The organism is Phormidium sp. FACHB-592 (genome assembly GCF_014695795.1).
Classification (GTDB): domain Bacteria; phylum Cyanobacteriota; class Cyanobacteriia; order Leptolyngbyales; family Leptolyngbyaceae; genus Stenomitos.
Window position 1 is genome coordinate 21,095 of sequence record NZ_JACJOZ010000010.1, and the last position, 25,297, is coordinate 46,391.

At 49.4% G+C, this 25,297-nt stretch carries 18 protein-coding genes, 31 tRNA genes and 1 pseudogene; 43 read left to right on the forward strand and 7 right to left on the reverse strand.

What is annotated here, in order from left to right; all coding sequences use genetic code 11:
- Positions 1 to 54: 54 nt before the first annotated feature.
- Positions 55 to 1,116 carry a ribosome small subunit-dependent GTPase A gene (gene rsgA / locus H6F86_RS01205; RefSeq protein ID WP_190446314.1) on the reverse strand — a complete coding sequence of 354 codons (1,062 nt, stop codon included), beginning with the start codon at positions 1,114 to 1,116 and terminating at the stop codon, positions 55 to 57.
- 1,276 nt (positions 1,117 to 2,392) lie between these two features.
- Between rsgA and H6F86_RS32005 the strand changes: the two are divergent.
- Positions 2,393 to 2,770: pseudogene (locus H6F86_RS32005) on the forward strand (IS6 family transposase); the annotation flags it as partial.
- Positions 2,771 to 2,865: 95 nt separating this feature from the next.
- Here H6F86_RS32005 and H6F86_RS01215 read toward each other — a convergent pair.
- Both H6F86_RS01215 and H6F86_RS01220 read right to left on the reverse strand, forming a co-directional pair.
- Entirely contained in the window at positions 2,866 to 5,322 is a 2,457-nt protein-coding gene (locus tag H6F86_RS01215; RefSeq protein ID WP_190446316.1) for a tetratricopeptide repeat protein, read from the reverse strand.
- Between the two features lie 179 nt (positions 5,323 to 5,501).
- Positions 5,502 to 9,356 carry an AAA-like domain-containing protein gene (locus H6F86_RS01220; RefSeq protein WP_190446317.1) on the reverse strand — a complete coding sequence of 1,285 codons (3,855 nt, stop codon included), beginning with the start codon at positions 9,354 to 9,356 and terminating at the stop codon, positions 5,502 to 5,504.
- Between the two features lie 100 nt (positions 9,357 to 9,456).
- On the opposite strand from H6F86_RS01220, the gene H6F86_RS01225 reads away from it, so the two are divergent.
- Positions 9,457 to 11,460: an AAA-like domain-containing protein gene (locus H6F86_RS01225; RefSeq protein ID WP_347240062.1), complete on the forward strand. Its 2,004-nt coding sequence runs from the start codon at positions 9,457 to 9,459 to the stop codon at positions 11,458 to 11,460.
- A 126-nt stretch (positions 11,461 to 11,586) separates the two neighbouring features.
- Here the strand turns inward: H6F86_RS01225 and H6F86_RS01230 are convergent, their stop codons facing one another.
- Positions 11,587 to 12,042 carry a hypothetical protein gene (locus tag H6F86_RS01230; RefSeq protein WP_190446318.1) on the reverse strand — a complete coding sequence of 152 codons (456 nt, stop codon included), beginning with the start codon at positions 12,040 to 12,042 and terminating at the stop codon, positions 11,587 to 11,589.
- Positions 12,043 to 12,357: 315 nt separating this feature from the next.
- Between H6F86_RS01230 and H6F86_RS32680 the strand changes: the two genes are divergently transcribed.
- The gene (locus H6F86_RS32680) at positions 12,358 to 12,480 is read left to right on the forward strand and encodes a hypothetical protein (RefSeq protein ID WP_277881629.1); all 123 of its coding nucleotides are present in this window, start codon (positions 12,358 to 12,360) and stop codon (positions 12,478 to 12,480) included.
- Between the two features lie 146 nt (positions 12,481 to 12,626).
- Here the strand turns inward: H6F86_RS32680 and H6F86_RS01240 are convergent, their stop codons facing one another.
- The gene (locus H6F86_RS01240) at positions 12,627 to 13,172 is read right to left on the reverse strand and encodes a GNAT family N-acetyltransferase (RefSeq protein ID WP_190446319.1); all 546 of its coding nucleotides are present in this window, start codon (positions 13,170 to 13,172) and stop codon (positions 12,627 to 12,629) included.
- Positions 13,173 to 13,977: 805 nt separating this feature from the next.
- Between H6F86_RS01240 and H6F86_RS01245 the strand changes: the two genes are divergently transcribed.
- Genes H6F86_RS01245 through H6F86_RS01255 form a run of 3 tightly spaced genes read left to right on the forward strand, consistent with a single transcriptional unit; the run spans position 13,978 to position 15,034 of the window.
- A complete protein-coding gene (locus H6F86_RS01245; protein WP_190446320.1) occupies positions 13,978 to 14,214 on the forward strand; it encodes a hypothetical protein in 237 nt (78 codons plus the stop codon).
- A gap of 53 nt (positions 14,215 to 14,267) precedes the next feature.
- Positions 14,268 to 14,528 (forward strand): hypothetical protein, encoded by a 261-nt coding sequence (locus tag H6F86_RS01250; RefSeq protein WP_190446321.1) that lies wholly within the window; start codon positions 14,268 to 14,270, stop codon positions 14,526 to 14,528.
- A complete protein-coding gene (locus tag H6F86_RS01255) occupies positions 14,525 to 15,034 on the forward strand; it encodes a hypothetical protein (protein WP_190446322.1) in 510 nt (169 codons plus the stop codon). The genes H6F86_RS01250 and H6F86_RS01255 overlap by 4 nt, the downstream gene beginning before the upstream one ends.
- On the opposite strand, the gene H6F86_RS01260 is transcribed toward H6F86_RS01255, so the two are convergent.
- Complete coding sequence (locus H6F86_RS01260) at positions 15,016 to 16,719, reverse strand: protein adenylyltransferase SelO family protein (RefSeq protein ID WP_190446323.1); 1,704 nt, start codon at positions 16,717 to 16,719, stop codon at positions 15,016 to 15,018. The two genes, H6F86_RS01255 and H6F86_RS01260, sit on opposite strands and share 19 nt — an antisense overlap.
- A gap of 320 nt (positions 16,720 to 17,039) precedes the next feature.
- Positions 17,040 to 17,417 (reverse strand): hypothetical protein, encoded by a 378-nt coding sequence (locus H6F86_RS01265; RefSeq protein ID WP_190446324.1) that lies wholly within the window; start codon positions 17,415 to 17,417, stop codon positions 17,040 to 17,042.
- Between the two features lie 134 nt (positions 17,418 to 17,551).
- Between H6F86_RS01265 and H6F86_RS01270 the strand changes: the two genes are divergently transcribed.
- From H6F86_RS01270 to H6F86_RS01450, 37 genes are all read left to right on the forward strand, one after another.
- Positions 17,552 to 17,734, forward strand: coding sequence for a hypothetical protein (locus H6F86_RS01270; protein ID WP_206755996.1), 183 nt, complete (start codon positions 17,552 to 17,554; stop codon positions 17,732 to 17,734).
- Between the two features lie 75 nt (positions 17,735 to 17,809).
- A complete protein-coding gene (locus H6F86_RS01275) occupies positions 17,810 to 18,340 on the forward strand; it encodes an HNH endonuclease (protein ID WP_190446326.1) in 531 nt (176 codons plus the stop codon).
- A gap of 28 nt (positions 18,341 to 18,368) precedes the next feature.
- Positions 18,369 to 18,635 carry an alr0857 family protein gene (locus H6F86_RS01280; RefSeq protein ID WP_190446327.1) on the forward strand — a complete coding sequence of 89 codons (267 nt, stop codon included), beginning with the start codon at positions 18,369 to 18,371 and terminating at the stop codon, positions 18,633 to 18,635.
- A gap of 268 nt (positions 18,636 to 18,903) precedes the next feature.
- Positions 18,904 to 19,098 (forward strand): hypothetical protein, encoded by a 195-nt coding sequence (locus H6F86_RS01285; protein WP_190446328.1) that lies wholly within the window; start codon positions 18,904 to 18,906, stop codon positions 19,096 to 19,098.
- A gap of 52 nt (positions 19,099 to 19,150) precedes the next feature.
- Positions 19,151 to 19,224, forward strand: a tRNA-Asp gene (locus tag H6F86_RS01290).
- A gap of 82 nt (positions 19,225 to 19,306) precedes the next feature.
- Positions 19,307 to 19,401: transfer RNA gene (locus H6F86_RS01295), tRNA-Arg, on the forward strand.
- A 112-nt stretch (positions 19,402 to 19,513) separates the two neighbouring features.
- Positions 19,514 to 19,589: transfer RNA gene (locus H6F86_RS01300), tRNA-Cys, on the forward strand.
- A gap of 5 nt (positions 19,590 to 19,594) precedes the next feature.
- A tRNA-Ile gene (locus H6F86_RS01305) sits at positions 19,595 to 19,670 on the forward strand.
- Between the two features lie 4 nt (positions 19,671 to 19,674).
- A tRNA-Trp gene (locus H6F86_RS01310) sits at positions 19,675 to 19,745 on the forward strand.
- Positions 19,746 to 19,775: 30 nt separating this feature from the next.
- Positions 19,776 to 19,840 (forward strand) — tRNA-Met (locus H6F86_RS01315).
- A gap of 32 nt (positions 19,841 to 19,872) precedes the next feature.
- A tRNA-Glu gene (locus H6F86_RS01320) sits at positions 19,873 to 19,949 on the forward strand.
- Positions 19,950 to 19,959: 10 nt separating this feature from the next.
- Positions 19,960 to 20,044 (forward strand) — tRNA-Tyr (locus tag H6F86_RS01325).
- A 109-nt stretch (positions 20,045 to 20,153) separates the two neighbouring features.
- Positions 20,154 to 20,253, forward strand: a tRNA-Arg gene (locus H6F86_RS01330).
- A gap of 5 nt (positions 20,254 to 20,258) precedes the next feature.
- Positions 20,259 to 20,341, forward strand: a tRNA-OTHER gene (locus tag H6F86_RS01335).
- A gap of 5 nt (positions 20,342 to 20,346) precedes the next feature.
- Positions 20,347 to 20,419 (forward strand) — tRNA-Phe (locus H6F86_RS01340).
- Positions 20,420 to 20,424: 5 nt separating this feature from the next.
- A tRNA-Asn gene (locus H6F86_RS01345) sits at positions 20,425 to 20,500 on the forward strand.
- 5 nt (positions 20,501 to 20,505) lie between these two features.
- Positions 20,506 to 20,581: transfer RNA gene (locus H6F86_RS01350), tRNA-Gln, on the forward strand.
- A 1-nt stretch (position 20,582) separates the two neighbouring features.
- Positions 20,583 to 20,655: transfer RNA gene (locus tag H6F86_RS01355), tRNA-Gln, on the forward strand.
- A gap of 135 nt (positions 20,656 to 20,790) precedes the next feature.
- Positions 20,791 to 20,867: transfer RNA gene (locus H6F86_RS01360), tRNA-Leu, on the forward strand.
- A gap of 5 nt (positions 20,868 to 20,872) precedes the next feature.
- Positions 20,873 to 20,948 (forward strand) — tRNA-Pro (locus H6F86_RS01365).
- A gap of 3 nt (positions 20,949 to 20,951) precedes the next feature.
- Positions 20,952 to 21,025 (forward strand) — tRNA-Leu (locus H6F86_RS01370).
- A 5-nt stretch (positions 21,026 to 21,030) separates the two neighbouring features.
- Positions 21,031 to 21,106 (forward strand) — tRNA-Leu (locus H6F86_RS01375).
- Position 21,107: 1 nt separating this feature from the next.
- Positions 21,108 to 21,182: transfer RNA gene (locus H6F86_RS01380), tRNA-Ile, on the forward strand.
- Between the two features lie 80 nt (positions 21,183 to 21,262).
- Positions 21,263 to 21,334, forward strand: a tRNA-Lys gene (locus tag H6F86_RS01385).
- A 31-nt stretch (positions 21,335 to 21,365) separates the two neighbouring features.
- Positions 21,366 to 21,440 (forward strand) — tRNA-Lys (locus H6F86_RS01390).
- A 5-nt stretch (positions 21,441 to 21,445) separates the two neighbouring features.
- Positions 21,446 to 21,519: transfer RNA gene (locus H6F86_RS01395), tRNA-Leu, on the forward strand.
- An 80-nt stretch (positions 21,520 to 21,599) separates the two neighbouring features.
- Positions 21,600 to 21,674: transfer RNA gene (locus H6F86_RS01400), tRNA-Thr, on the forward strand.
- A 4-nt stretch (positions 21,675 to 21,678) separates the two neighbouring features.
- Positions 21,679 to 21,752: transfer RNA gene (locus H6F86_RS01405), tRNA-Gly, on the forward strand.
- Positions 21,753 to 21,755: 3 nt separating this feature from the next.
- Positions 21,756 to 21,827 (forward strand) — tRNA-Gly (locus H6F86_RS01410).
- 5 nt (positions 21,828 to 21,832) lie between these two features.
- Positions 21,833 to 21,907 (forward strand) — tRNA-Val (locus tag H6F86_RS01415).
- A 6-nt stretch (positions 21,908 to 21,913) separates the two neighbouring features.
- Positions 21,914 to 21,988: transfer RNA gene (locus tag H6F86_RS01420), tRNA-Arg, on the forward strand.
- A gap of 3 nt (positions 21,989 to 21,991) precedes the next feature.
- A tRNA-Ala gene (locus H6F86_RS01425) sits at positions 21,992 to 22,068 on the forward strand.
- A gap of 176 nt (positions 22,069 to 22,244) precedes the next feature.
- A tRNA-Val gene (locus H6F86_RS01430) sits at positions 22,245 to 22,318 on the forward strand.
- Positions 22,319 to 22,320: 2 nt separating this feature from the next.
- A tRNA-His gene (locus tag H6F86_RS01435) sits at positions 22,321 to 22,397 on the forward strand.
- Positions 22,398 to 22,518: 121 nt separating this feature from the next.
- Entirely contained in the window at positions 22,519 to 22,719 is a 201-nt protein-coding gene (locus H6F86_RS01440) for a hypothetical protein (protein WP_190446329.1), read from the forward strand.
- 191 nt (positions 22,720 to 22,910) lie between these two features.
- Positions 22,911 to 22,981, forward strand: a tRNA-Leu gene (locus H6F86_RS01445).
- A 640-nt stretch (positions 22,982 to 23,621) separates the two neighbouring features.
- The gene (locus H6F86_RS01450) at positions 23,622 to 25,055 is read left to right on the forward strand and encodes a hypothetical protein (protein WP_190446330.1); all 1,434 of its coding nucleotides are present in this window, start codon (positions 23,622 to 23,624) and stop codon (positions 25,053 to 25,055) included.
- Positions 25,056 to 25,297: the final 242 nt, after the last annotated feature.

A 25,297-nucleotide genomic window follows, 5' to 3' on the forward strand; every position in this document is an offset into this window, starting at 1 on the left:
GAGAGGCAAACAATTTTGAATGACGAGAGGACTTTCCCGTCTAGACTTCTGACGCTACCCCTTTTGATGATGGCGCATCGACTTGTGAATTTTCTTCCGCCGTCCTTTTTCTGCCAGGTTTACTCGCTGATCCTGTTTGCGAACCTGGTAGTGAAGTTCCCGCTGCAACTTCTGGTAGTTCAGTAGTCGGTCTGCGTCAAGTTCTCCGTCTGCGATCGCCTGCCGAACGGCACATCCTGGCTCCTGCTCGTGTCGGCAGTTGCGGAAGCGACACTGTTGCGCCAAAGCTTCCACATCGGCAAAGGTCTCGGGCAGTCCCTCTGCGCCTGACCAGACTTGAAGTTCTCGCATCCCTGGGGTGTCGATAATCAGTGCCCAAGACGGCAGCGGAATCAACTGCCGATGCGTCGTAGTGTGCCTGCCGCGGTCGTCTCCCTGCCGAACTGACTGAACAGCTTGCACCGTTTCACCTCGAAGTTGATTGGTGATGGTCGATTTGCCGACACCAGATGATCCCATCACTGCGATCGTCTGTCCCGGTTGCAGATAAGGCTGGAGTGCTGCCATACCCTGCCCATCTGCCGCACTCAGCACAATGATCGGAACGCTGATCGCGATCGCCGCTACTTCAGCTACTCGCTCTTCCACGTCTGGACACAGATCGGCCTTGTTCAGCAAAATCACAGGCATTGCGCCACTTTCCCATGCCAAAATCAAATACCGCTCGATGCGCCTGAGATTGAAATCGCCATCTAGCCCACACACAAGAAAGACTGTATCCACATTCGCGGCAATCATTTGCTCTTCGGTGGTGTTGCCTGCCACGTTACGCGAAAACTTGCTGCGACGCGGCAAGATCGCGTGAATCGTCGCTCGCGCCTCGGCTACTCGTGTCTGGACCACCACCCAATCACCGACCGTGGGAAAGTCTTGAATGCCATTGGCTTGATGCCGCAACTTGCCTGTAACTTCGGCAAAGTGCTCGCCCTGTGCGGTGTAGAGCAAATAGGTATTGCGATACTCAACCGCAACTCGACCAATTGTAAATCCGGCTTGACGATAAGGTACGAAGCTGGCAGCGAAATGATCGCTCCAGCCCAATTGTTCTAAATTCATTGATTTCCTGACTGTGACTTGTGTAATGACAAGGTTCACAGAGGAGTTCTAAAGGTCATGCCTGTGTGCAGGAGTGAACGAGACTCTCTGTGCCTTGCTGGTGAAGGGTTAGCGTCATCTTGGTGACTTGCTCGGCATCAAATACAGTCATCGTCCACCTCCTTGTGAAGTTCAGCAGGTAGCTACAGTTCTACAGCCCTTTATTCCCGATCTTTCTACAAACTTTTCGACAATAATTGGAATAAGTACAGTTACCAGGCATTCAAGAAATGAGAATCAGTCATTTGTTAAGTGCAAGAACATAGTAATTTATGACACTCGTTTAACAGCACAGAATGATTCTCACTAAGTAGGTGGATCAGAGGAAATCTAAGATGGCTTCGCCTGAAACCTTTACATAGGCTGAAAACCAGCTTCAGTTTAATTACGTCCACCGACTTAGCAGTAAAAAATCTTAATCCTTTCGAGTGAGATATAACTTCAATCAGGTGATGATCGAGCAGCAATGCCTCTAAGTCTTCCGCGACTCGTTTGTAGAGAGCAGGTGATTCTTTTGATACTAGAAGTTGCAGCACATCACAGATGGCTTTGTCATGCTTTTTGCCCTCGAAGGTGTCACTCAAATACAAAAGCCCCAAAAAAGGTCATTGCGCAACTCGTTTGGAAATTGCGCAATATAATGTGCTCAGTCACAGCTACCGAAGAAATAAGGGTCACTTCGTTGGCTCAAAAGTTAGAACCTATATACATGAACAGTTTCAAGCTCTACTAAATTTGCCGAAGGATTACGTGTCATTTCATTGGAGCAGTTTCGCCTTCAGCTTTGCGGGAGCTTCGCTGCTGCTGAAGGCGATCGCCTACCGACTAAAGGGAAACTTCTCTCAGAGATTATTAAGTAAGTTGCTGTGTTCTTAAAAGCGACTCTTATGGCATTAGTGTAGCTGCACGATGCTTATCTTCCTCAAGATGCTCTCGGTAGAATATAAGGAGATAACTTGTTGTCCTCGTATGACTGCAACTGTCATACTGCAACTTCCAGATCCTATCTATCAACGATTGGTTAATACGGCGATCGCAACGGGGCGTGCAGCTTCGCTGATCCCGTAGGGCACGCTTGAAGAGGTCATGCTCCATGCGCTGAAAGTCGGTAGTCCTCCAGATTGGGAAAACGCACCCAATGAGTTTAAGACAGATTTAGCCGCTCTTGACCGTTTGGAAGATTAGGCTTTATGGAAGCTTGCCACAGACCACAAGACTGAGGAGGAGATGGCACGGCATTTCGAGTTGTTGGAGCTTAACACACCTTCTGCCTGAAATCATCCTGCTGAATTTTCGCTGGTACTACCGCTATGCCTTGAGCTACCGATACCCACAGGAGATGAGGCAGGAACGGGGGTGGAGGTGGATCATTCCCCAATCACCCGATAAGTACTGAAGTATGGCCCGGAACTTGACGAACGCCTTACGCCATCTGAAACCGACAAACAACTCGTGGTGTATGGACGAGTCATATATCAAAGTCAGCGGGGTGTGGAAGTATCTGTACCGAGCCGTGAATTTCCAGAGCAATAGCTTGAATTTTCTACTCAGTGCCAAGCGGGATGGCAAGGCAGCCGCAAGGTTCTTCCGCAAGGCTTTGAAGGGTCGGCACCCTTAGGTTCTACGAGGCATTACCGTAGACAAGAATGCGGCTTACCCAGCGGCAATGGAGTTTTCGTCAATCCTCCTGCCATTCGGATTCTGTTTGAGTTATCGTAGCGCGGTTGTTCGATAAGATTCTTCGTTAAACCCCATTGCTATTTGTGCTGCGAGAGCAGGCTCCTCGGCACCTAGGGCTTCTTCAACCATCTGCCAGAGGAGTTCCCGTTGCTCGAAGCGATCGCGCATCGTTGTTACAGTCTCGCGCGAAAATTGTGCGGCTTGATTGGCGCGGTTCGTTTCGCCTTGAAACGCATAGGCTTGAGCAATGAGGAACCAGTTGTAAGCCTTCAAGTTAGGAGACTGAAGCTCGGCGTTGATTTGTCCTGCCTGTAGCAGCTGCGAGATAGATGGATTGCGGACTCCCGAAAGCACAAAATAAAAGCGAACCGCATCATTCAAGGCTTGTTCTCGCTGGTTATCATCGGGAATCGTTTCCGCAATTTGCTGAAGTTGAATGACAACGGCTTGTGCCTGAGTATCTTGATCAGCGGCATGGTAATTCACCGCCATTTGAGCCAGTGTAGAAACGTATCCGGCTTGCTGGGGCTGATTCTGGATAATTTGGAGGGCATAGGCTGGGTCAGAAGATGCGGCTGCAACTGCAATATGCCCAATCATCCAATCCTGCTGAGCAGGGTTCAGGGTTCGCGTTAGGGTCAAGGCAGCTTCTGCGGTTTCCTGCATTTGTGGTTCCGCGCCTATAGTCGCATAGGCTTTGACGATCGCCTCCATTCCTCTAAGCTGCTGCAATGGGTCTGTAGCAGTACTATTGACTGTTCTTAAACTCGATAGCATCTGCATCGCTTCTTCCTTGTCCCCCGCCAGGAAAAACATTTGAGCCACTTCAGCCATCGGCACGACTGTCCAGAAGGGGAAAGATGACGATCGCTCACTTCCAGGAAACTGATTGATCAGGTTAAACGCACCTTCTGCCGCTGCCTGTACTCTCTCATGCTGTTGCAGTTGGGCATACAATCGGGCGATCGTTTCCAGATACTGCACCTGTTCTCGCACCGAATCTTGATTCTGAACCTTTAACGTTTTAGCTGATTCAAGCGCCTCATTTAACACTGCCCTGGCTTGATCGGATTGATTGAACGCCAGATAATCCTGAGTAATTTCTAGCAACAATCCTGCATTAGAAACGGTGACGTAGGTATTGCGATCGTAGAAGATAGTAATCCTGTCCACAGAGCGAGCTACAGCCAAAGCTTGATCTAGCATGGCGATCGCATCTTGAGGTCGATTAACCCGTCGGTACTGTTGAGCGATCGTTCGCAGTGCTTTGACACGAGCCTGCCCCTGAAGAACATTGGCAGCTTGCATTGCTCGATCGTACTGTTTTGTTTTTGCCACTTGCCGGACAACCTGTTGCAGGGCTTCTGCTTTAAGGTCGAGCATATCGCCAAAGGGTTGCAGGATTCCATCTGGCACTTGTTGTGTAATGGCGATCGCTTCGGTATACCGTCCCAGATCGGAGTAAGCACGAGCAATGATGACTTTGGCATGAGCCTGTTCATACCCGGTAAAGCTGTTGGCAAGAGCGAGGGCGCGATCGAAGGCTCCCACCTGGGCGAAGTAACCTGCCCACTGAGCAAAGACCTGCGGCTCTGGCTGGATTTTAGCCAGTTCATAGGCTTCAGAAAGAATGCTAACGGCGCGCTCTTTTGCTCCGGCTCTAGCATAGGCGAGAGCAACTTCTGTCCACAGCTGGACTCGGCTGCTAGGCTCTGGAATTTGGCTGGCAATCTGGTAAGACAGATCAGTCTTGCCACTACGCCATGCCCACCGAGCCAGGGTTGAGAGCAAGGATGATTTTTCGTTTGGGTCTGTGATCTTTTCTACGAATGCAAATGCATCTGTGAAGCGATCGGCGTTGATATAGCTTTTGAGGATGACATCACGTGCCTGGTCCCCGTAATTCTGGATGGATTGGCTGAGGGCGATGGCCTCGCTGAACTGTCCCTGCTCAGCCAGATAGGAAACCACAGGAATTAAGGCTTGGTCACGGGATGGAGCAAACTGAATTCTCTCGGCAAATTGCTGTGCTGTCTTAATCTGTCCGGCATTCAAATAAGCTCGGACGATCGCAACTTCCGCATCCGTCCTCACAGGCACACAGCACCCCAAAGGAGGCAGGGAAGTATAGCTCATTCGGTTAGTGACGGCGATCGCTTGATCGTACTGCCCCAGTTTTGCGAACTCTGCTGCAATGGTGGCAAAGAGTTGGTCAAGGGTAGCGGAATTGGAGAGAAGCGCGGTGAGTTGTTCAGCCTGGAGTAAGTCTGCTGTCGCTTGAGCAACCTGACCATTGGCAGCATTATGGCGGGCTGTCCGAATTAATTCCCAGGCTTGAGCAGCAGGTTTTGACTGAGGACTAACCTGGGCGATCGTAGGGACAGAATGTCCTCCCGAAAAGGTTGACGAATTTGGGATTGCTTCTGCGGCAGCAGGTACAGCAGCAAACAAACTGACAATGATGGACACCATCCAGGGTTGCATCATAGATTTCTTTGATTTTATGGTGATTTCAGATGAAGAATGGAAGAGCATCATTCGCAATCACACTAAAGTGTAGATACATTGTTTGAAAGACTTTTTGGCAATGCTTTGGGATGTTTCAGGAGTTAATTCTGAGTAACTAGGTTGCATTAGTAGAATTAACTCCAGAATGACTTTCAGATTTAGGAAGGACATTGAAGTGTATGGCGCAAGTCTGGATGATGGACGAAATAGAGAGATAACCAATTGCAGCCCTGCTTCAATAGATTTGATAATTCAGGCATTTGCCAGTGATGAATCGTATTGTTATTTCCAACAGTGAAGATTGTTTGACCATCTTTGCTGAAGCTGATGTTGTGTGTTCCCTCTGAAACGCTCATATCGCTCAGCAATTGTCCATCCAATGTCCACAATCGCAACTCGGTGTTGGCTAGGGTGGCAAAGCTGCGGCGATCGGGGCTAAATGCGATTCTAAAGATAGAGTTGGTGTGTCCTGTAAAATCGCTCAGGAGTTGTCCCTGGCGGCTCCAGACTTTGATATTGCCGTTCATTCCCGTGGTGACAAAGTATTCTCCATCAGGGCTGAATTCGATCGAGTAGGCATCGGGTTGGGTTTGTTCTAGTGTTTTAACAAGCTGTCCTTGAACTGTCCAAATTTTGATTGTTCCTTCTAAACCAGTCGTAACCAGGTGTTGATTATCTGGGCTAAATTGCATCGCGATCAGAGCTTGATCGTGAGCTTTGAGGCTTGCTTGTCTTTGCCCATCGGAAGACCAGATTGTCAGAGAGCCGGTGCCATCGGCTTGTCCTACTGCAATCCATTCTGCATTGGGGTTAATCCGCAGTGCGTTAATCGATGACGTAGAAGAGAGCCGAGTTTGTAGCAGCACCTTTCCCTCACGATTCCAGAGATGAATCTGATTGTCGGTAGTCGCAGCGGCGATATGGCTGCCATCCTGGCTGAGGGCAAGGGAACTCACGTAGGGAAGGCGACCCTTCAGTTCTTGCAGCAGTTGTCCCTGCGGATTCCACAGGCGGATCAGCCCTTCCTGTCCGGCGATCGCAATCACCTGCCCATCCTGGCTGAATTGTGTTTGCAGGTAGGATTGTCCGGAGGTATCGAGTGTTGTTAGTCCCCGTCCTGCGGTATCCCAGAGTTGGGCTTTGCCCTCGGCACTGATACCAATCACGCGATCGGCTGCTCCATTAACATCGGTGGATGGCATAAAGTCAGACGAAGTTCCCTGTAGTGGGTAGTAGTTGAACGATTGCAGGTTCCATTCCTGAATCGTTCCAGCGCTCGAAAACGTGAGCAGACGATTACCCTCTGGAGAAAACCAGGCGTTGAGAATTCTGCCCTGTCCTTGCATCGTTGAGACGATTGGCTTAACCGCTTTAAGCTGTTGCCCGAGGTAAATCACGCCAGAGAAATCGCTAAAAATAAGGTGATTCCCCTGGGGGCTGAGATGTAAATTCGCTTCCACTGGCGTAATGGTTTGGGATTTGGAACGGTTACCAGGAACCCTGGGAGTTTGTTGTTTTCCCTCAGGTGTCCAGTAGGTTACATCTCCATTAATTGTGATCGCTACAATTTCGTTGCTCGAGAGGAATTCAGCATCTGCGATCGGTGAATGTGCGACATTGCCATTGCCCGGAATTTTGATTTCACCAAACCGATCGCCTTTCAATGTCCACACCTGAGCAATACCATCCGTTCCAACTGTTAGTAGATGCTGATTATTGGGACTCCACTGCATCTTCAAGTGAGGAGAGGCTCTAAAGCTAGCTAAAGTTTGACCGCTGCGGAACGCAATTTTTACATTACCCCGCTCATCGATCGCCGCTAAATATCGCCCATTCGGGCTAAACTGCACAGCATGAACATTGCCCTCAAATCCCTCCAGCTTAAACTGGTAGCGTCCTTGGGATGACCAAACATCAACAGTTTCAACGCTAGCTGCCGCTAACCGTTCATTATCAGGACTATAGGCTAGATCGAAGATCGGACGCTTTTGAGGGTGTTGAAATTCTCGCAGGCGATGCAAAGCAGTTCCCCCTTCGGGGTAATCGCCCTGCCGATTCCACAGGCGAATTTTGCCATCAAAGCCGGAGGTTGCAAGCAATTGCCCATTTGGGCTAAACGCCATCTCCAATTCTGTGCCACCGTGATCGCCCAGCGTTGCAATCTGCTTTCCCTGCGTTGTCCAGAGTTGGGCTGCGGCATGAACTCCTGCAGAGGGAGATGCAGAAGCGATCGCAACGAGTTCTCCATCAGGACTAAATTTCACCGCCCCCAGGTTAGCCGGAAATCCAGTTACTCGATTTTGTTCGCGAATCTGGCTCAAGACCTGATGCAGCGCTCGAACGGGGCTAATCGCTGGATACTCAGACCAGGGACGATCGCCCTTCACCAACTGGTTTAGCGCCTGCCCAGCCTTCATGGCAAAAACCAGAGCATCCAGTTCAGAGGTTTCAAGCTGTCGTAAAACGGTCATTCCCTGCCGTTCCAGGCGTGTGCCTGTCAGAGCAATCTGCTGTTTTTGCAGGGCACTCTGGGCAAACAAAGCCGCGATCGCCGCTCCCACAATCGAAGCAACCAGCACCACTGCTCCGATCCGAATTCGCCGTTTCGCCGTTTGATTTGCCTGAGTCAGAATTTGATTGGCTCTGGCAATGCTCTCCTTCTCCTGTTTCTCAATATCCCAACCAACCTGAGCTTCCAGTTTCTCCAGTTGAATCGTGTGGTTTTCAACGACCTGACTTGCTGCTAAAAACTGGTAGTCCTCGTCGCTTAAACTCTTACCTGCCGACCAATCTAACGCCTCACGCAAGGCTTGTCCTCTCAGCAGGCGGGAGTCATCCTGGCGATCGGAATTTAGCCAGGCAGCGATCGCCTCATTGTAAATTCGCAATTTGTCTAGCTGTTCACTGACCCAGGCAGCATTAAACACCGTTGCGTAAATCCGATTGGCAATCCACAATTTGCCCTGACGCTGCACCACCAAACCCGACAGCTTTAACGCCATCTGCTCCGGCGAATCATTGGCAGGAATAGATTGACCGGGAGGCAGCAAAATCTGCTGATAAAGTCCTAACAATCGTCCTGCCCGCTGCTCATTCCGAAGCAGACGATCGCGAATCGTTTTTAAGTGTTCGGGGTAGTCCTGTGCTTCCCAGCGATCGATCACTCGCGTCTGGATCAGGACATCAACAGAATGAGTCATGCAATGCTGTCCAGTCTGTTCGTGACTCCATTCTTGAACAATTAATTGACAGACCTTTTGCGTGAGAAATGGCTGTCCCCCTGTCCATTGCAGAACCTCACGCAATGTGGTTTGAGCATCAGGCACAACCCCTGTAAATCCCGCCGCTAAAACTTGGGCTTCGTGTTCAACAAAGCCATACAAATCGATCGCTCGACCAATGTTAAAAGGCGTGCGATTGACATCGCTAATCAAATCACCAGGAGTTGCCACACCTAGCAGTGCAAAGGTCAGTCGACGATAGGCACGATGGTGTGCTCGTTTGTTGTAGCAGGCACGAATCAGAACAAAAAAATCATCTAGCGAGTCTCGAAAACTGAGAACGCTGTCAATCTCATCAATGAAAACTACGATCGACTGAGACTGTTTTAACAAAATCTCTTCAATCAATTGGCTGAGTCGCTGCATCGGAGAGAGAGAACTGCGATCGCGCCACCAGTTCATAAACTCCGCAGCATTAAACAGTCCCAACTGGCTCACTAGCTTGTAGGCAACGCCGCCGTACCACTGCTCCAGAGACACTTGACTACCAATATCGGAAATATCGATTGCGACACAGGCAATTCCCTCCGTCTGCAAGCGATTCATCACCTGCACTTGAAGGCTGGACTTCCCCATCTGGCGCGAGTTCAACACATAGCAGAATTCGCCTGCTCTCAGCCCCTCATACAAATCGAGATCAGCCTGCCGCCTGACATAGGTAGGAGCCTGTTCGGGTAAAGTGCCGCCGACTTGGTAATAGGGAGTGCTCGTTTGGTTAGGATATGCTGTCATAGCGAGTTAGACGAGAAATGAGGGAAATAGATTCTAGGAATCTGTGGTCATCTCCTATGAAAGTTGAGGGGGCAGTGAGTTCAGGCAGGAGAACTTCACGTTGCAATCGAGTTTTCATCGACTTTATCGACTTTGGCTCCTACCTTGCACTACGACAGCGATCGTCAAACCATTTGAGAAGGAAAACCTTACTGTCCTGAGTGCCATCCGAAATGGGGTAGTGGCGGCTATACTATCGGAGTTTATTTCATTCGTCATAATTGAAATCGTCAACACGCTGAGAATCTGTTTTGTTCTCCCTTTTGCCCCGACCATGCCGCGATCGCTCAAACTTCGTCAGTCCTGTATTACTGACATAAAGCTATCCTTGTTGCGAAACGGGTTTCCCAGCCAGCGATTTCTCGCCGAGCAGCTTGAAATTGCCCAATCAACGGTCAGCCATTTTCTTCGTGGCAAGCCGGTGGATTTCGTTAATTTTGTGGAACTCTGTCAGGCATTGGGACAGGATTGGCGCGACCTTGCCGATCTAGACGCAGAACTGCCAGCAGACCAAGCTCAGGCAAAATCAAACGAACAGGACGGTGCTGTAACCCTTTTGATTAGCGGTGACGCAAGCTGTGCTCAATTGATCACACAGCTTCAGCAAACTTTTGCCCAAACTCGGCATCGCGTAGTAACCCCCTCTGCCCCTCTGCTAGCCGCCGAAAATTTGCAATCCTCAGATTACTGGCTATTGCTGTTAACAGAACAATCCATTGCTAGCGAAGCAACTCTAGCAAACGTTCAGCTTGCCAGGGAGATGCAAACGAGAAGGTATCAGCCTGCAATTTTGCCGATTCTGCTCAACTTACCGTGGATGCAGCCCTTTTCATTTGATCTATTGGGTTATTTGCAGGACAGCCAACCGTGGCAATGGCATCTGTCTGAGGCATCTACCCGATTATCATCCGCTCTGTTAGAGGTTTTGCAACAGCGACGGATGACTCTTCCAACCAACCATGAACTCGCCACATCCTGGAGACAACTGACCACGCCTACTAACCAAGCACCTCTTTCACCTCTCCCCAGTGCAGCTCCTGAAATTCCCGGTGGGCAAATCGATCTTGAATCGCGGTTTTACATTCAGCGACCCCCGATCGAGACATTGTGTTACGAGGCGATCGCTCAACCTGGCGCGCTCATTCGGATTAAAGCCCCCCGTCAAATGGGTAAAACCTCCTTAATGGCTCGCATTCTCCAGCAAGCAAAACAGCAAGGAGCACGAGCAATTCCCTTGAGCTTTCAGCTTGCCAACCAGCGTAGCCTGACCAACTCCGATACGTTTCTTCAGTGGTTCTGCGCGAGCGTCAGTTTAGAATTAGGACTGCTTGACCCCGACCAGCTGGCAAGCCACTGGCAACTTGCTCCCGTCATTGGGAGTAACCAATGCTGCAAAGCCTACTTTGAGCAGTATGTGCTGCCGTCTCTCTCTACTCCCCTGGCTCTGGGATTGGATGAAGTCGATCGCGTCTTTGCGAACCTCGAAATTGCCGATGATTTTTTTGGTTTATTGCGTGCTCTCCACGAAGAGGCAAAACGGCGAGAAACCTGGAAGAATATTCGTCTGATAGTGGTGCATTCTACAGAGGTCTATATTCCGCTCGACATCAACAAATCCCCGTTTAACGTCGGGCTACCGATCGAGTTACCAGAGTTCACGGTATCTCAGGTTGAAGAGTTGGTGCAGCGTTATGGTCTTTCCTTCTCTCAGGAGGCTATCCAAGCCTTAATGGAACTCGTTGGAGGACATCCATTTTTGGTGCGACTGGCGCTGTATGCGATCGCTCACCAGGCTCTGAGCTTTGATCATCTGCTGCAAGAGATCTCGTTTACAGGCGGCATCTATACTGATCACCTCCGTCGCCACCTCAGCAATCTTGAACGCAACCCCTCTCTGCTGCAAGTGTTTCGGGACGTTGTTTTACAGGAGACCCCCATACGACTGCCCTCTGAGCAAGCCTTCAAACTGGACAGTATGGGGCTGGTTCGATTGTTGGGTAATACAGTGATTCCTCGATGCAAACTCTACCGTGACTACTTTCGTTGCTGCTTTACATCGTGCTAATCCGCATGCAACTGATAGAGCTAGGCTAATTGGGTCTTGCAATACAGTCGATCGTCCAATACCTGAACTAACCCCCTGTCACTAGAACAACGTGATCTTCAAAGGTGGGTAAATTCATCGGTCAATTCAAAAAATTCCTTCACCAAGCCATGCTTCAGCTTCCGAGAGTTGGCAAAAGAAACGTTCATTCGATCGTCCAAGATTTTGATTGTAGAGCGCCATTTTGTTGCAATCATGATGAACATGAGCTACTGCAACACAACGGGCGCGATCAGGACTCGGAGGAATAGTATTTTGAACTTCAAAGAGTCGAAAAAATCCAACTTCAAACCCATGTCTTGCTAAAAACGTCGGGATGACGACTCGCTGCTGTTGATGAACGGCTTTGTCTTGTTCACTCACTTCGTAGCCTTGAATGTCAACCAGCATCGTAAAGTTGAGGTGTTTGGGAATCTGCCGACTCATTTGCTCCAGACTTTGCTCCCATGCTTCAACCTGCTCCTGATTCAGTACACCAGAAATGCGAGTGCGGAGAATTTGTTCGGTGGGATTCCAAGTTGTGTGCATTATTTCAGTCATCATTTCCAAATTCTAAATATGTTGAGCAGTACGATGTAGTGCTTCCGCTGAGATAATTTCTCGTTGGGCTTCATCCATCATGCTTCAGCCCTATTTTCTTGGAATCCCCCAGTAGGGTCTTAAGCAAGCGATGAAAGGATCTTCAGGTCTTGAGGGATATCTAAATCAATGGCTCCCTCCGCAAATAGAATGCTGATAGTGCGAGAGCGATACTGGCGGATGATGGGTTTAGCACCAACAGCTCCTTGACTTGAAGTAAAGCTAATTCTGGAAATAATGCTTTGCTTCAGTTCACTCAATTGTTGTTTAGAACAAGCGATGGGACGGAACACTATGAACCAGCAGTTGCCCCTGTTCATTCATCATGTTGTTGATCGATTGCAGGTAATTGAGGGAATTGTGGCGATTGCGTTGAGTGGCTCAAGGGCAAGAGGCAACTAGCTAATAAGCTGTTTACACGCTAGTTAAGTCCGAAAAGTATCACGCTGTCGCAAAGGCACGGGTACAGGCCACGCCACCAATCTATCAGTTTCGCTGGTTTGGGGAGGATGTCATTACACGATATGACCTGCCCACCGACAAGAGCTTCAGCAAATGGTTTTGCAGTCATTTCGATGAATACCATATTTTACTGTTCCTTCTTCACTTCCTGCACCAAGCAGAGTCATGTTGTTTTTCTCCATAACTCGAATCGAGGCAACATGATTTGGGAAAGTCTCAGCCGTTACACAGGTCACTTGAGGGTGCTCAAATGCCCAACGTAGCAAGCCAGCAACTGCTTCGGTAGTGTAACCCCGTCCTTCAAACGGTTGGACGATAGAATATCCCATCAATAAAATCCCATTTTGATCGGGATAGCCAGTGAACCCAGCCGTACCAATGAGAAGACGATGCTCAGGGGATGGATTCAATACGAAATACCAGCCCCACCAGCCCATCAAATTTGGATCAGCTTCCAGCTTCTGAGCAAAAAGCTCCATCACATCCAACATAATGTCTGGCGGAAATTCAGCAGGAACTTGAGCGTTGAGCAGTTGAGCCAGTTTATCTCGATCGTCTACAGCGGCTCTTGCCAACTCAGGATAAAGAGCAATGCCCTCTAAGCGAGGAGTTCTAATTTGGAATGTGTTCATTGTCTCTCAATCAATCTCCGAGTATTACCTCATTATGAGACAGCCCTAATTTAGTAGTCATAATCATACTCCCCAAGAGGCGGGAGAGGTGGGAGAGAGGGAAGAGGAGGTAAAGAAGACCCGGAATTCTAGGAGAGATCGTCTCTAGAGCAGGTGCGGCGCGTTTCTTTTTCTTCACCCATCCCGTTTGAAAACTTGTGTCCCAATGATTGTCTGGTGCATAAACTTTTAACCATCTTCCGCGTCGTCCAATCACATCAAGTTGGTTTCCATTTGGGATGCTAGTGATCAAGTTGAAGATGTTATTCGGGGGTGGGAACGCACTGCTACTGAACCGTCCCAGCCATGTGCGATCGCACGACAATGACTTGCTTGAGCAATAGAAGTGAAACTAAATATGGGTAAAGCCAGCGTGAGGCCAATCAGGCTTATTTTTGTGAATAATGCAGTCAAACTCATCATTAGCTCCTAAAATAGTAAATTCAGATGTACCGAAAGCAGTCAATGAAATAATCTAAATGGGTGCCAAGAACCTGGGTGGACTTCGAGAGCGGCATGGCAAGGTTGTTTGTTGTTGAGTTGTCATGGTATGTAGGCAATGAATGCAATTGTTTCGTTCAAAATGTGACCATGACTGAAGCTTAAATTTTTGCTCCAGGTTCGACTTCCCCTAATTCGTCTCAGTGGATCGACTCATCCAATCGGGTGAATCGATCGATAACAGAATCCCTACAATCGCGGGAAGTATGCAACCTTCCAAATCAGCGATGCTGGTTCCAGAATTGATAGAGACGAATCCATAAAAATGGTTACAACTCTTACACCCCCAACGCTGATGCACCAGACTGAGTGCATTTCATCTAAAGTTGCCCTGGAGGTTGCCCTCACCCAATTCATTCACGGGGCACTTCGGGCTACGGCAACTGGCCAGTATTCTGGCGATACCGCGATCGTGCTGCTTGACCCATCAGGCAAAGTGGAGCTTAAAAGAAGCTTTGTCAGCGTTGTCAAATTGGTGGCGCGAAAAATTTTAATCTGGTAGAGTACTGATAATTTTTCAAGGAACTCTATTGGGCTGAACCGTGTTTTGTAGCTATGAGCGATACTCCCTTACCCGCACTCCCGGAATGCCCTGATGACGCTGTGCTATTGGATGAAAGCAGCTTTAGCTCAGACATTGACGAGTTTGTGCGACATCTTGTAGCTCAGGGTACCTGTGAAGCTAGTAAAGATGATTTGCAACCTTGGATCATCCAATGGGTTGCTGATTCGCCCGATCGCTCTACTTATCGAGATAGGAAGTGGGAAGCCATTCGGTACTTAGGAACTCCTGAACGGACTTTTCAACGGGGGTGAAGAATTTCTGTGAGAGAAAAGAATTTCCAAAGAAACAGTCTAGAGGTAAGGACCAACTGACTGAGTACTGGAAACCAGAAATTATTAGAATTTGGGAAGAAGGAAATAAGAACGGTCAGATTAAAACTATTCAGGCTGTGTTGGATGACCTGGATAGCGAAGCATTTCACAACCACGAAGGGAAGGAAGTTGTTTCGTATTCAACCGCATATCGCATTTTGAAGCCCTTGATTCAGCAAAAAAAACTTGCTGAAGGAGCACGCAGTTCAGGTCAAGGCGATCGCTGTATCGTCAATACACGCGACGGCAAGGCACTTCAAGCAAGGTGGAGTAACGAGGTTCTTCAGATTGACTCCACACTAATTGATTTATTTACTGAATATGAAGACGGCAAAGAGGTTTTAGGCTATCGAATAGTTAAGGGAAAAGAGCAGGAGGTACCACCTCTGCCAGGGGTTCTTCGCCTTTGGTTAACTCTTGCAGCTATTCAAGATGAACAGCTATAGTGCGACACGCCACCCGTGTTAAAAAACGCCTTAGGTCTTAGACGATAGTATTTATCTTCTACGTCTTGTGATTGCTCGTCATATGGATAGCTAAGGACTTCTTGCAACTCTTCAACTAAAGTATAGTCACCCTGCATGGCTTGTTGGTAGGCAGGGGCAATCAACCACTCTCGCCATGTGTATTTTGGGTTCGTCTGTTTCATCCTTGTTGATATCTCAGCCAAATTGCCGTCGTTAATGACGAGGTCGCGCCAGCTTTTTAGCCAAGATTGCCATTGTTCATCGAGTTGTGGTGAAGTTTTAATGTAGAAGCTTTTTTTCAAGGCTGAGATATCATTTGGTATATGAGATAACTCGCGGAAGAAAATGGTGTAATCTACCTCTGAGTCAGTCATTAACTGCATTAATTTTTCAAATAGCTTTGGGTGATATTCAGTCAAGCCAAGTTTGTCCGCCCACATTTTTTGGATTTGTTTTTGCATGACTTCTGAAAAGCCGCGGCCTACTTCGTCGAACTGTTCTAACGCTTCAGCATCTTCTGTAAGTAGCAGTCTCACTGCTTTCCAAAACATGTAATAATTTGCTTCTGCTGCGATGGGCTGATTGAAGAATGAAAAGTGCTCACCGCCACCAGTCCAAGGTTGAAACCAAGGGTCAAATTTTTCACAAAATCCAAAGGGTCCATAGTCTAGGGTAAAGCCTCCAGCAGTGCAGTTGTCACTGTTAAAATTACCCTGGCAATAACCAACCCGTAGCCAATTAGCCACCAGTGAAGTGAGACGCTGGCGAAATAGCTTAGCCAACTCAACTAATTGATGGGCAAAACCAAGGCTTTGATTAATGTCGCTTTTGTACTCTCGCTCAATTAAGTGCGACACTATCATGCTCAACTCTTCTAATGCTTTTGGATGAGCATTGCTGCGAGTGCGGCGGGCAAATAACTCTAGCTGACCAACGCGCAAAAAGGATGGGGCAACGCGAGTTGAAATGGCCACAGGATTGTCCACCAAAACATCAGGGTCAATCGAGTAGGAGTCTTGAGAATACCAAGGCCGGGTAACAGTCTCAGATTTAGAAACATACAGTGTCAAAGAGCGCGATGTTGGCACACCTAACGCTTGCATATAGTCTTGCGCTAGAAACTCGCGCACACTTGACCGGAGGACAGCGCGCCCGTCGCCACCCCGGCAATAAGGCGTTGGGCCACCCCCTTTCAATTGCATTTCCCAGCGCTGTCCATTGATGATTCCTTCAAATACAGATATCGCTCGACCATCGCCATAACCATTACCCGTACCGAATGGACAATTTTGAGTATACTCGGTGCCATAAATCGACAGGGCATAACCCGTCGCCCAACCCACCTGACGCATCGGCTCATGGGCAGCAGAGAGATCACCAGAAAAGACACGGCGAAATTTTTCATTAAACGCCAGCTCATCGCTCAACCCAAGTTCCTTAAAAAAAGTTCGGCTATGAGCTACATATTCTGGGTCTGCAAGCGGCATGGGTGTCACAGGTACGAAATGACCCGAAAAAACCTGGCGGGGCCGGTGATCATCACCATCGACCGTGGCATCAGGATCGGCATTTAAGGTATCCATCAGAGAATAATCCGCCAAGTGCACAAACTCATCGAAGGTCGTTACACAAGGCTCAGCAGAGGGTTTAGATGGATATGACATGGTTGCTAGCGCCGATATTATCGGCAAGGATTCATGTTTAATTGAGGACTTTGCTGAGGCTAACACATTAAATGTGAAGCTTTCTAGACTAACCGACTGCTTAGTCGGGGTGATTGAAGCAGCCCACCTTGAATTCCTTGGCTACCACCAGAGGAATCTGCTCATCTGAGCTTCAGCGCTACAAATAACCGAATAGCTGCCTGCCCAGCAAATAGTCAATGCTTTCATTTCGGTCGCCGCACACCCTATCCACCAAAGCTTTGATGCCTATATGATAATTTTTTACACGTATCTCGGATCGATGCCCATTACTGGAAGCACTATGAAGCGATCGCCATACTGAGAGCAATAATCTCCCCGTTTGTTGTTAACCCTAACAGCATCTCTTGCTGTGGTTGAATACGCTGCCCTGTAATGGCACATTGCTCTTCTTGTTGAGAGACTGCCCTAAACGTCGCTCGAATATCCGACATAGATAACAGAGGGGGATGAGAGGGCGATCGCCCCTGTCTAACCACGCGAGATCGTTCCCCATCAGGCACTAGCTGCTGCTCCACAAACTGCCAAAGCACTTCTCGAATCAGGGTTTGATAGCCCTGTTCACCGGAAATCTCCCGCAATTGCTCCTTCAGTTCAGGTTCCAATCGAATACTCGTGACCTGCATTTCCGAAGTGCTACCCCGTTTGCATGTATCCATAACCGAACATCCTAAATTTCAATCAAGAGTGGACAATCTAATACTACAAGTGTAGTATGTAGACATTTGGACTTGTAATACAAATACTACAGCCTTCCATGATACGCATCCTTCACGCCACTTTAGCCAGCGCCATGCAATGCCGACCTCAACACGGTCTAGGCAGAGCAGCGGTGCTGTTTGCGTGCGAGGGAACGTATCAGGTTAGCGGCGGTAAAGCCGTCAGCGAAGGCATTGATAGCAACATCGCCGGACGACTCAATCCGGATCAATCCACTAGCAGCGGGAGGTGCAGGGCAACCCTGACACCGACATAGGGAAAGCCATATCCACTTCCCCAACCCCCGCTCCTGGTCGTCAGAGGCGGGGGTTATTTTTTGAGGAGAAAACTGATGCAGACCGAACAGCGACAGAAAATTCCCATACTCCAGAAACAGGTCGTGGTGTTCTCTAAGAACTACTTGCCCCTGGCGCGAATCAACCTTAAACGGGCGATCGTTTTGCTCGTCACGGGACAGGCAGAGACTCTAGAGTTCAGCAGCACTCAGCAATGGGAAGTCCGCTCTCCCAGCGTCGTACTACAAATCCCAGATCACATCCGGTTGACCAGCGGCAATCCAGAGCGGCACTGGAAAGTACCTCCAGTCAATCGGCGGGAAGTCTTCCGCCGCGACAACCACACCTGTCAGTACTGCGGCAGTACCAAGCATTTGACGCTGGATCACATTATTCCCCGCTCAAAAGGCGGAACCCATACCTGGGACAACGTGGTGACCGCCTGTGAGAAATGCAATTCCAGTAAAGGCGATCGCCTCTTACATGAAACCGGAATGGTACTGAGAACCAAACCCAAAGCACCGATGCATCCAGCGATCGTCTTTGCTGAGCAGTTTTGGAAAGACCAGCAGCCCATTGAACCCTGACCTCAAACCCAGAAAGGAGGCACGACCGATGTTGAAGCTGAACTACACCGACATTGGGTTGTTTATGGAGCGAACCATGACCAACCCCGAACGGTTGATTGCCCAGCGAGTCCTCATAGCGATGCGGTTAGGACAAACGCTGTATGTCGAACCCGGTCATGCCTCCTTTTTATTACCTGCGGATTTACCCGAACTTGAAGAGTTGGAAGCGGCATTGCAACGGGAGTACAACCCCAACGCAACGATCTTCTCGGTTGATGATGCTTCGGTAGAAGTCAACCTGAGTGGTTGCTGAGTGGCTGAAAGCAAAGAAGCTCACGAGGGGATGTTTTTGACCGTGATGAGTGGTCGGATTGAGCGTTTCATCTACAAACTGTGGCAGATGAGCGAAGTCTACATTTCCTCTCCAGCTTAGGGATCAAATTCAGTGGGAGAGAGCGATACAAGGATTTTCTGACAGTCATTCTCTCCCGTTTCAAAAAAAGTTGTAGCGCCCCCTTGACGCTTTGTAGTATGTTGTATTATGTTTGTAGTACGAGCTGACACACAGAGGAGCGAATCCAATGAACACTCATTCCCTTACTAGAAGCAATGGTCTCTTGAAGTTCTTAGAGTTCTTACCCACTCATGTTTCTGGCACTTCCGTGCCACTTCAAGACGACTCATCAGATCAGGGAAACTCATCTTTCACTCAGTACAAACAAAAGCGACAGAACATCCAGCAAGTCTATTACCTGGAACGGCATTGCTTCTTCTAATTCCTGCTGATTTATCAGCAAACTTGAACCTTGAAAACTGAATCGCCACCTTGGGGGTGTAGCTTAGTGGCTCAAAGCAGTCGCCTGTCGAGCGAAAGATCGTGGGTTCAAATCCCATCATCCCCGTGCAGCCTTGTGGACGAATAGAGAAGTCGCTCTGGTTCTCAGCCAGAAAGAAGCGGGTGCAACTCCCATCAAGGCTCCCAATGAGGATGTAGCTCAGATGGACAGAGTGCTTATTTCCGAGACAAGTGGTCACAGGTACCGCTTCGCGGAAGCAAGCTACAAACCCTGTCATCCTCGCTCGTGGGAACGGATTGGTGTCACTTGCTCCGAAACCAACAAACGGACGGTTGCAGGATTGGGGTACCCTCTGGGAAGGCAAAGCCTACAATTCCCCACGTTTCCACCAAAGCTCCAGGTCGCCAAGTGGGAAGGCGTTGGTCTGCAAAACCGACTATTCGTGGGTTCGATTCCTGCCCTGGAGTCCAATTATTGCAGTGTCACCTAATGGCTAAGGTACTCGGCTCATAACCGAGGATATGTGGGTTCAACTCCCACCACTGCGACCACAATGCACAGATGGTGTAACGGCAACATCGCGGTCTCCAAAACCGTTGTTCGAGGTTCAAATCCTCGTCTGTGCGTTGTCGTGCCCTAATCGAAGAAGCTTACATACTCGCCTAATGGTAAGGCAACTGTCTCATAAACAGTCCATTGCAGGTTCAAATCCTGTGTGTGAACAACAGCTTTTTCAACTTGCACGGCATACATGGTGCAGAAGCGAAGTGGTCGAGCGGCACGTCTTTCAAGCATGTGATTAACGGGTTCAAGTCCCGTCTGCACTGCCAAATTCAACATGGGTCGGCTCGCCTATCAGCGTGGGCAACTGTCTGTAAAACAGCCGCTTCTTGCGTTGCAGGTGCGACTCCTGCCCGACCTACCAACGGTTTGATTGACAACAGTATGGAGAGTAAATCGATCAGGCGATCGGCGCTGTTTGCTAAACAGATGGATGAACAATTGTGGTTCGAGTCCACTGCTCTCCGCTGCGTGAGGACGTGGTGTAACTGGATGAACACGTCGGTCTACGAAACCGTTCGCGTAGCGCGGCGTAGCCGTAGAGTGAAGGTTCAACTCCTTCCGTTCTCGCCAATCATGGAGGGCACCGCTGAATGGTCGGCAACTGGTCTTGAAAACCAGGGTAGTCCTTGGGCTAGGGGTTCGATTCCTCTGCTCTCCGCTTGTGGGAAGTTGGTGAAGCTGGTGCTCACGTGCCGCTGAAGACGGCGAGAAGGCAGTTCGATCCTGTCACTTCCCACTCATTGCCCCGTAGCTCAGTGGCAGTAGCGGTCGCCTGTTAAGCGAACGGTCGCAGGTTCAATCCCTGCCGGGGCAGCCATTCATTGCAGGATGAACGATTGGCAAGTCGCTCTGACTCTGAATCAGAGAGAGGTTGGTTCGACCCCAACTCCTGCATCCAATGCCCTGTGGTGTAACTGGCAACATCCCGCTCTTTGAAAGCGAAGATTCCAGGTTCAAATCCTGGCAGGGCAGTTGGGAGGTAAACAGTCGCCTGGGTCAATCCTCTGTATTCCTCCCATCTCTCACTCCTGTAGCCCAATTGGAAGAGGCGGCTGTCTCAAAACCAGTCAATGTGCGGGTTCGACTCTCGCCAGGAGTACCAACAATGCTGCTGTAGCCCAACCGGAAGAGGTGCTGGTCTTAGAAGCCAGAGGTTGTGGGTTCAAATCCCACCAGCAGTACCAAGCATCGGGATGTAATTCAGCGGTCAGAAGCCTTGGTTTGGGACCAAGGAGTCGTGGGTTCAAATCCTACCATCCCGACCATTTGCCCTTGTAACGGAACTGGCAGACGTGCTGGCTTCAGAGACCAGATTTTGTGGGTTCGACTCCCACCAAGGGTACTGATGCTCCTGTGGCGGAAGGGAAGACGCTCTAGACCGAGGATCTAGGTTTTGTGGGTTCGATTCCCACCAGGAGTACCAAGCACCGAAGGCGGAAGTGGTGGACGCGCACGCCCGATAAGCGTGTTATTAGCAGGTTCGACTCCTGCTCGGTGTACTGAATTTTGGATTTTAGATTTTAGATTTTGGATTGAAGCACTAAATCTAAAATCCAAAATCTAAAATCTAAAATCCCTTGGGTCGTTGGCAGAGCGGATATGCAGCCGCCTTTTAAGCGGAGAGATCCAGGTTCAACCCCTGGGCGACCCATGTTCAACTTTAAGTTGAGCAATTCACAAATGGGCTATTAGCTAAGTGGTAAAGCAGCCGCCTCTTAAGCGGAAGAGCGTAGGTTCAAATCCTACATAGCCCACCAAACTTACCCCTGTGACGCAACTGGCAGACGTAGCCCGCTTAAACCGGGATTGGTGCAGGTTCAAATCCTGTCAGAGGTATGCGGAGATGGAGCAACAGTGGCTCGGAAGGTTCATACCCTTCAAATCAGTGAGTGCAATTCTCACCTCCGTCACCGAATGCTGGTGTGGCTCAACGGTAGAGCAACTGTCTTGTAAACAGTCGGTTGCAGGTTCAAATCCTGTCACCAGCCCCAGAATGTGGACATGGTGTAGCGGTAGCATGTGAGGCTTCCAACCTCTTGGTGTGGGTTCGAGTCCCACTGTCCATACCAAACGCGAATGTGGTGTAAGGGCAAACACCGAAGCACGCCAAGCTTCAGATGCGAGTTCGAGTCTCGCCGTTCGCTCTCGTAGTCCTGTAGCTCAAGGGTGGAGCATCTGTCTTACAAACAGAGGGTTGCAGGTTCAAATCCTGCCGGGACTACCAACTTGTGGGAGTGCCGCCTAATGGATGGGCATCGATCTTCTAAATCGACTGGTGTAGGTTCAATTCCTACCACTCCTGCCATACGGGTCTGTAGCTTAACTGGGAAAGCGTCTGCCTTGCAAGCAGAAAGATGTCGGTTCAACTCCGACCAGAATCCACCAAACCTGGGTCTGTAGCTCTAGTGGCAGAGCGCCTAAACCACCTTGTACCCCAATCTGCAAAGCTTACATACTAACTTCCTGTTAAGAAGCAAAAACAGCTTTGTGAACTTGTACGAGGGATGAGTGCAACTCTCATCGGGAGGCGATCGGTTCGATTCCGATCAGATCCACCAAATGGGACCATAGCTCAACTGGCTAGAGCGCCTGTTTTACAAACAGGAGGTTAGGGGTTCAAGTCCCCTTAGCTCCACTGTGACTGAACCCGAAGTGGTAGAGGGGCTGGTCTGTGACACCAGTGTTAGCGAGTTTGACTCTCGTCAGTCACCCCAAATGGGAGGTGCCGCTGAATGGACGGCAACCGGCCTCGAAAACCGGGGTGGGGTAATACCTAGGGGTTCGATTCCTCCACCTTCCGCTTGTTGTTGATCTGAGATACAGGAGGTGATAGAGATGGTACACATTCGATTTGAAGGGCGATCGCTTGATATCACAGAAACTCAATTGGGAATTACCACAGGCATGAGTGATGTCGCCGTCAAAGAACAAGTTTCCAGACATCTGGATATCAATACCAATCGGCTTTCTGCTTATGTGATCGATCGTCGTCCGAGTGGTGACTTGATCATTCGCCCTGAAGCGGTTTACGGTTAGTCGCTCAATTCCGCACCCTGACTTGAAAAGCTTACATACTTAGGGATCAGAAGGTTGCAGGTGCGACTCCTGCTTACTCCGGTTGGGGTGATAGCTCAATCAGTAGAGCATCTGAATGTATCAACCGCTTTTCTAACTTGTGCGGAATCGCAAATTCAATTTGCACTTCGTGCCCTGACCCAAAAAGCTTACATACTCGCCGAATGGAAAAGGCACTTGACTCAGAATCAAGCTACTACAGGTTCAAATCCTGTGTATGACAAAACCACTTTTTTACCTTGCACGAAGTGATTTTTTCAACAGAACTGGAGGTCAGGACAATGAAGCAAAATAATTCTTATAACACCAATCTAGATAACGATTTGGAAGACCTCAACGACCTACAGTTGTTCTGCTTTTGAACCCTCTAGCAAACGTCGTCGAGGGTACCCATCAGAAACCGCCGTCAAACGAGGACATCGCATCATTCACGGGGATAAAGAACTACAAGAAAAGCTGGGTAACAACGATTTGCGTCCCTGTGGTTCTGGACGTTCCTTTCAAACGATGTTGCCGTAACAGTGGCAGATATGACGGTCGTCTACGCAGCCACTACTTTTAGGCAATAGCCTCACCCATTTTCACTTTTACTGGCAGTTGTTGCCGCGCCCCAATCGCAGAAGCTTACATACTCTTCACCAAATCATGGTGCGTATCTGGAGAGATACGCTGCAAGCCTGAGACCGATAGCAGGCAAAACTGGAGGGATAACACCCTTCAGCCAAGCTTCTGTAACTTGCGCGGTGACGCTTCACCGTTGCGTGCAACACCTGCCTCCTTCAATTTTGGATTTTAGATTTTGGATTTTAGATTGCAATCCAAAATCGCAAATCCACAATCCAAAATTCTTCGAGGAGGTTCTCATGAACAACACTGAACGCGATTTGCGTCTGGAAATGCTCAACAGCTTGCTCACCACACCTCACCGCAAGCTGGAGCAAGTGACAGAAATCCACCAACTGATCGTCGAACTTGATCCTATCTTTTACGGACATCTGGCAGTCTGGTATCAGCGCAATGGCGATGTGCGCGATCACAAGGAAGTGTTCGTCGCTCACCTGCTGACCAGCGACTTGGTAGAACATCGTGATGCTGGCTTCGTTATGCTGCAAGAGTTTCCGCCTTATCAGGTGGCTCATGTCGTAGACTTCATGAAGCAGCACCGCAACAAGTTACCTCGTTCTGCTCGCACTGCTGTGCAGCGGTATTTGAAGGTGCGGGAAAGCAACTCTGCCCTGTTCGATCGCGCCGCTCTACGGGGACGCAAGGCAATGAAGCACCTGTATGCTTCGCTGCACATTAAGCCTGATGAGCGGGCAAATGCTATCTTGTTTCGCGATCAGCCTCCGGTGGGTTCGCTGGCAGAGGTGCTGAAGCAGTTGGCTAAGGCTGAAAGTGCGGCAGAACAAGCACGGTTGATTGTGGAGTTTAAGTTGCCTTACACGATCACCATTGGTGCGATCAAGCAACTGACTCCCACAGTTCTGGTGGCATTAATCAACAGCATGACCCCGCAGGAAGTGATCAACAACCTCAAGTCGCTCAAGGCAAGAGGGGCAATGGATCACCCAGAGGTGAAGGCGTTGATTGATGGCAAGCTGGACGAGGCATCGAAGAGTGCGCGAGTTGCGGCATTCAAAGCTCAGGTTGCCGCCGATGCAGCGGATCTTGATGAAGACACCGTTGCCCGGCTGGAGAAGGTGACGAATGAGCAGGTGAAGCGGCGTGGTGTGATTACCCGTCTCACTGCATTGCTCGTGGACAAGTCGGGTTCGATGGAGAATGCGATCAAGTTGGGGAAGCGACTGGCTGCCCTAATCTCTGGCATTACCCAGGCAGACCTGTTTGTTTACGCCTTCGATAACATTCCCTATCCTGTCACTGCTCAGGGCAAGGAGTTGACCGACTGGGAGCGGGCATTCCAGCACATCAAGGCTGGGGGTGGTACCAGCATCGGTGCGCCTCTGGAGGCCATGCGGAAGCAGCGGCAAATTGTGGATCAGATCATCATCGTCACAGACGAAGGTGAGAACGCGGCTCCCTACTTCGGTGAGGTTTACAAGACCTACTGCCGGGAGTTGACAATCATGCCCAATGTAGTGATTGTTCGTGTGGGCGGTTACTGCAACTGGCTAGAGAGTCAACTAAAGGGACAGCAGGCACCTGTAGAGACGTTTACCTTCGCAGGAGACTACTACAGCTTGCCCAACCTTGTGCCGCTGTTGACCCGTCCTTCTCGTCTGGACCTGCTGATGGAGATTCTAGACACACCGCTGCCGGTGCGATCGGATAGGTGAGGTTAGAATAGGGCATTGCTTAGCGTTTTGCTAAACAATGCCTGCTATTGACTGATACATCGCCACTCTCCTACTTTTTCACCTGAAGATGAGATACACAGCATTCACTATTTATAACTTTAGAAAGTGTTTGTAAATGCTGGTTAAGCAGGTTTCAAGTTCCTCGTTCGTCGGTTGTTTGTTAACCGCCTCAGCATCAACCGAATCATGACCACATAAACCATGCCTTCATGATTTTCAGG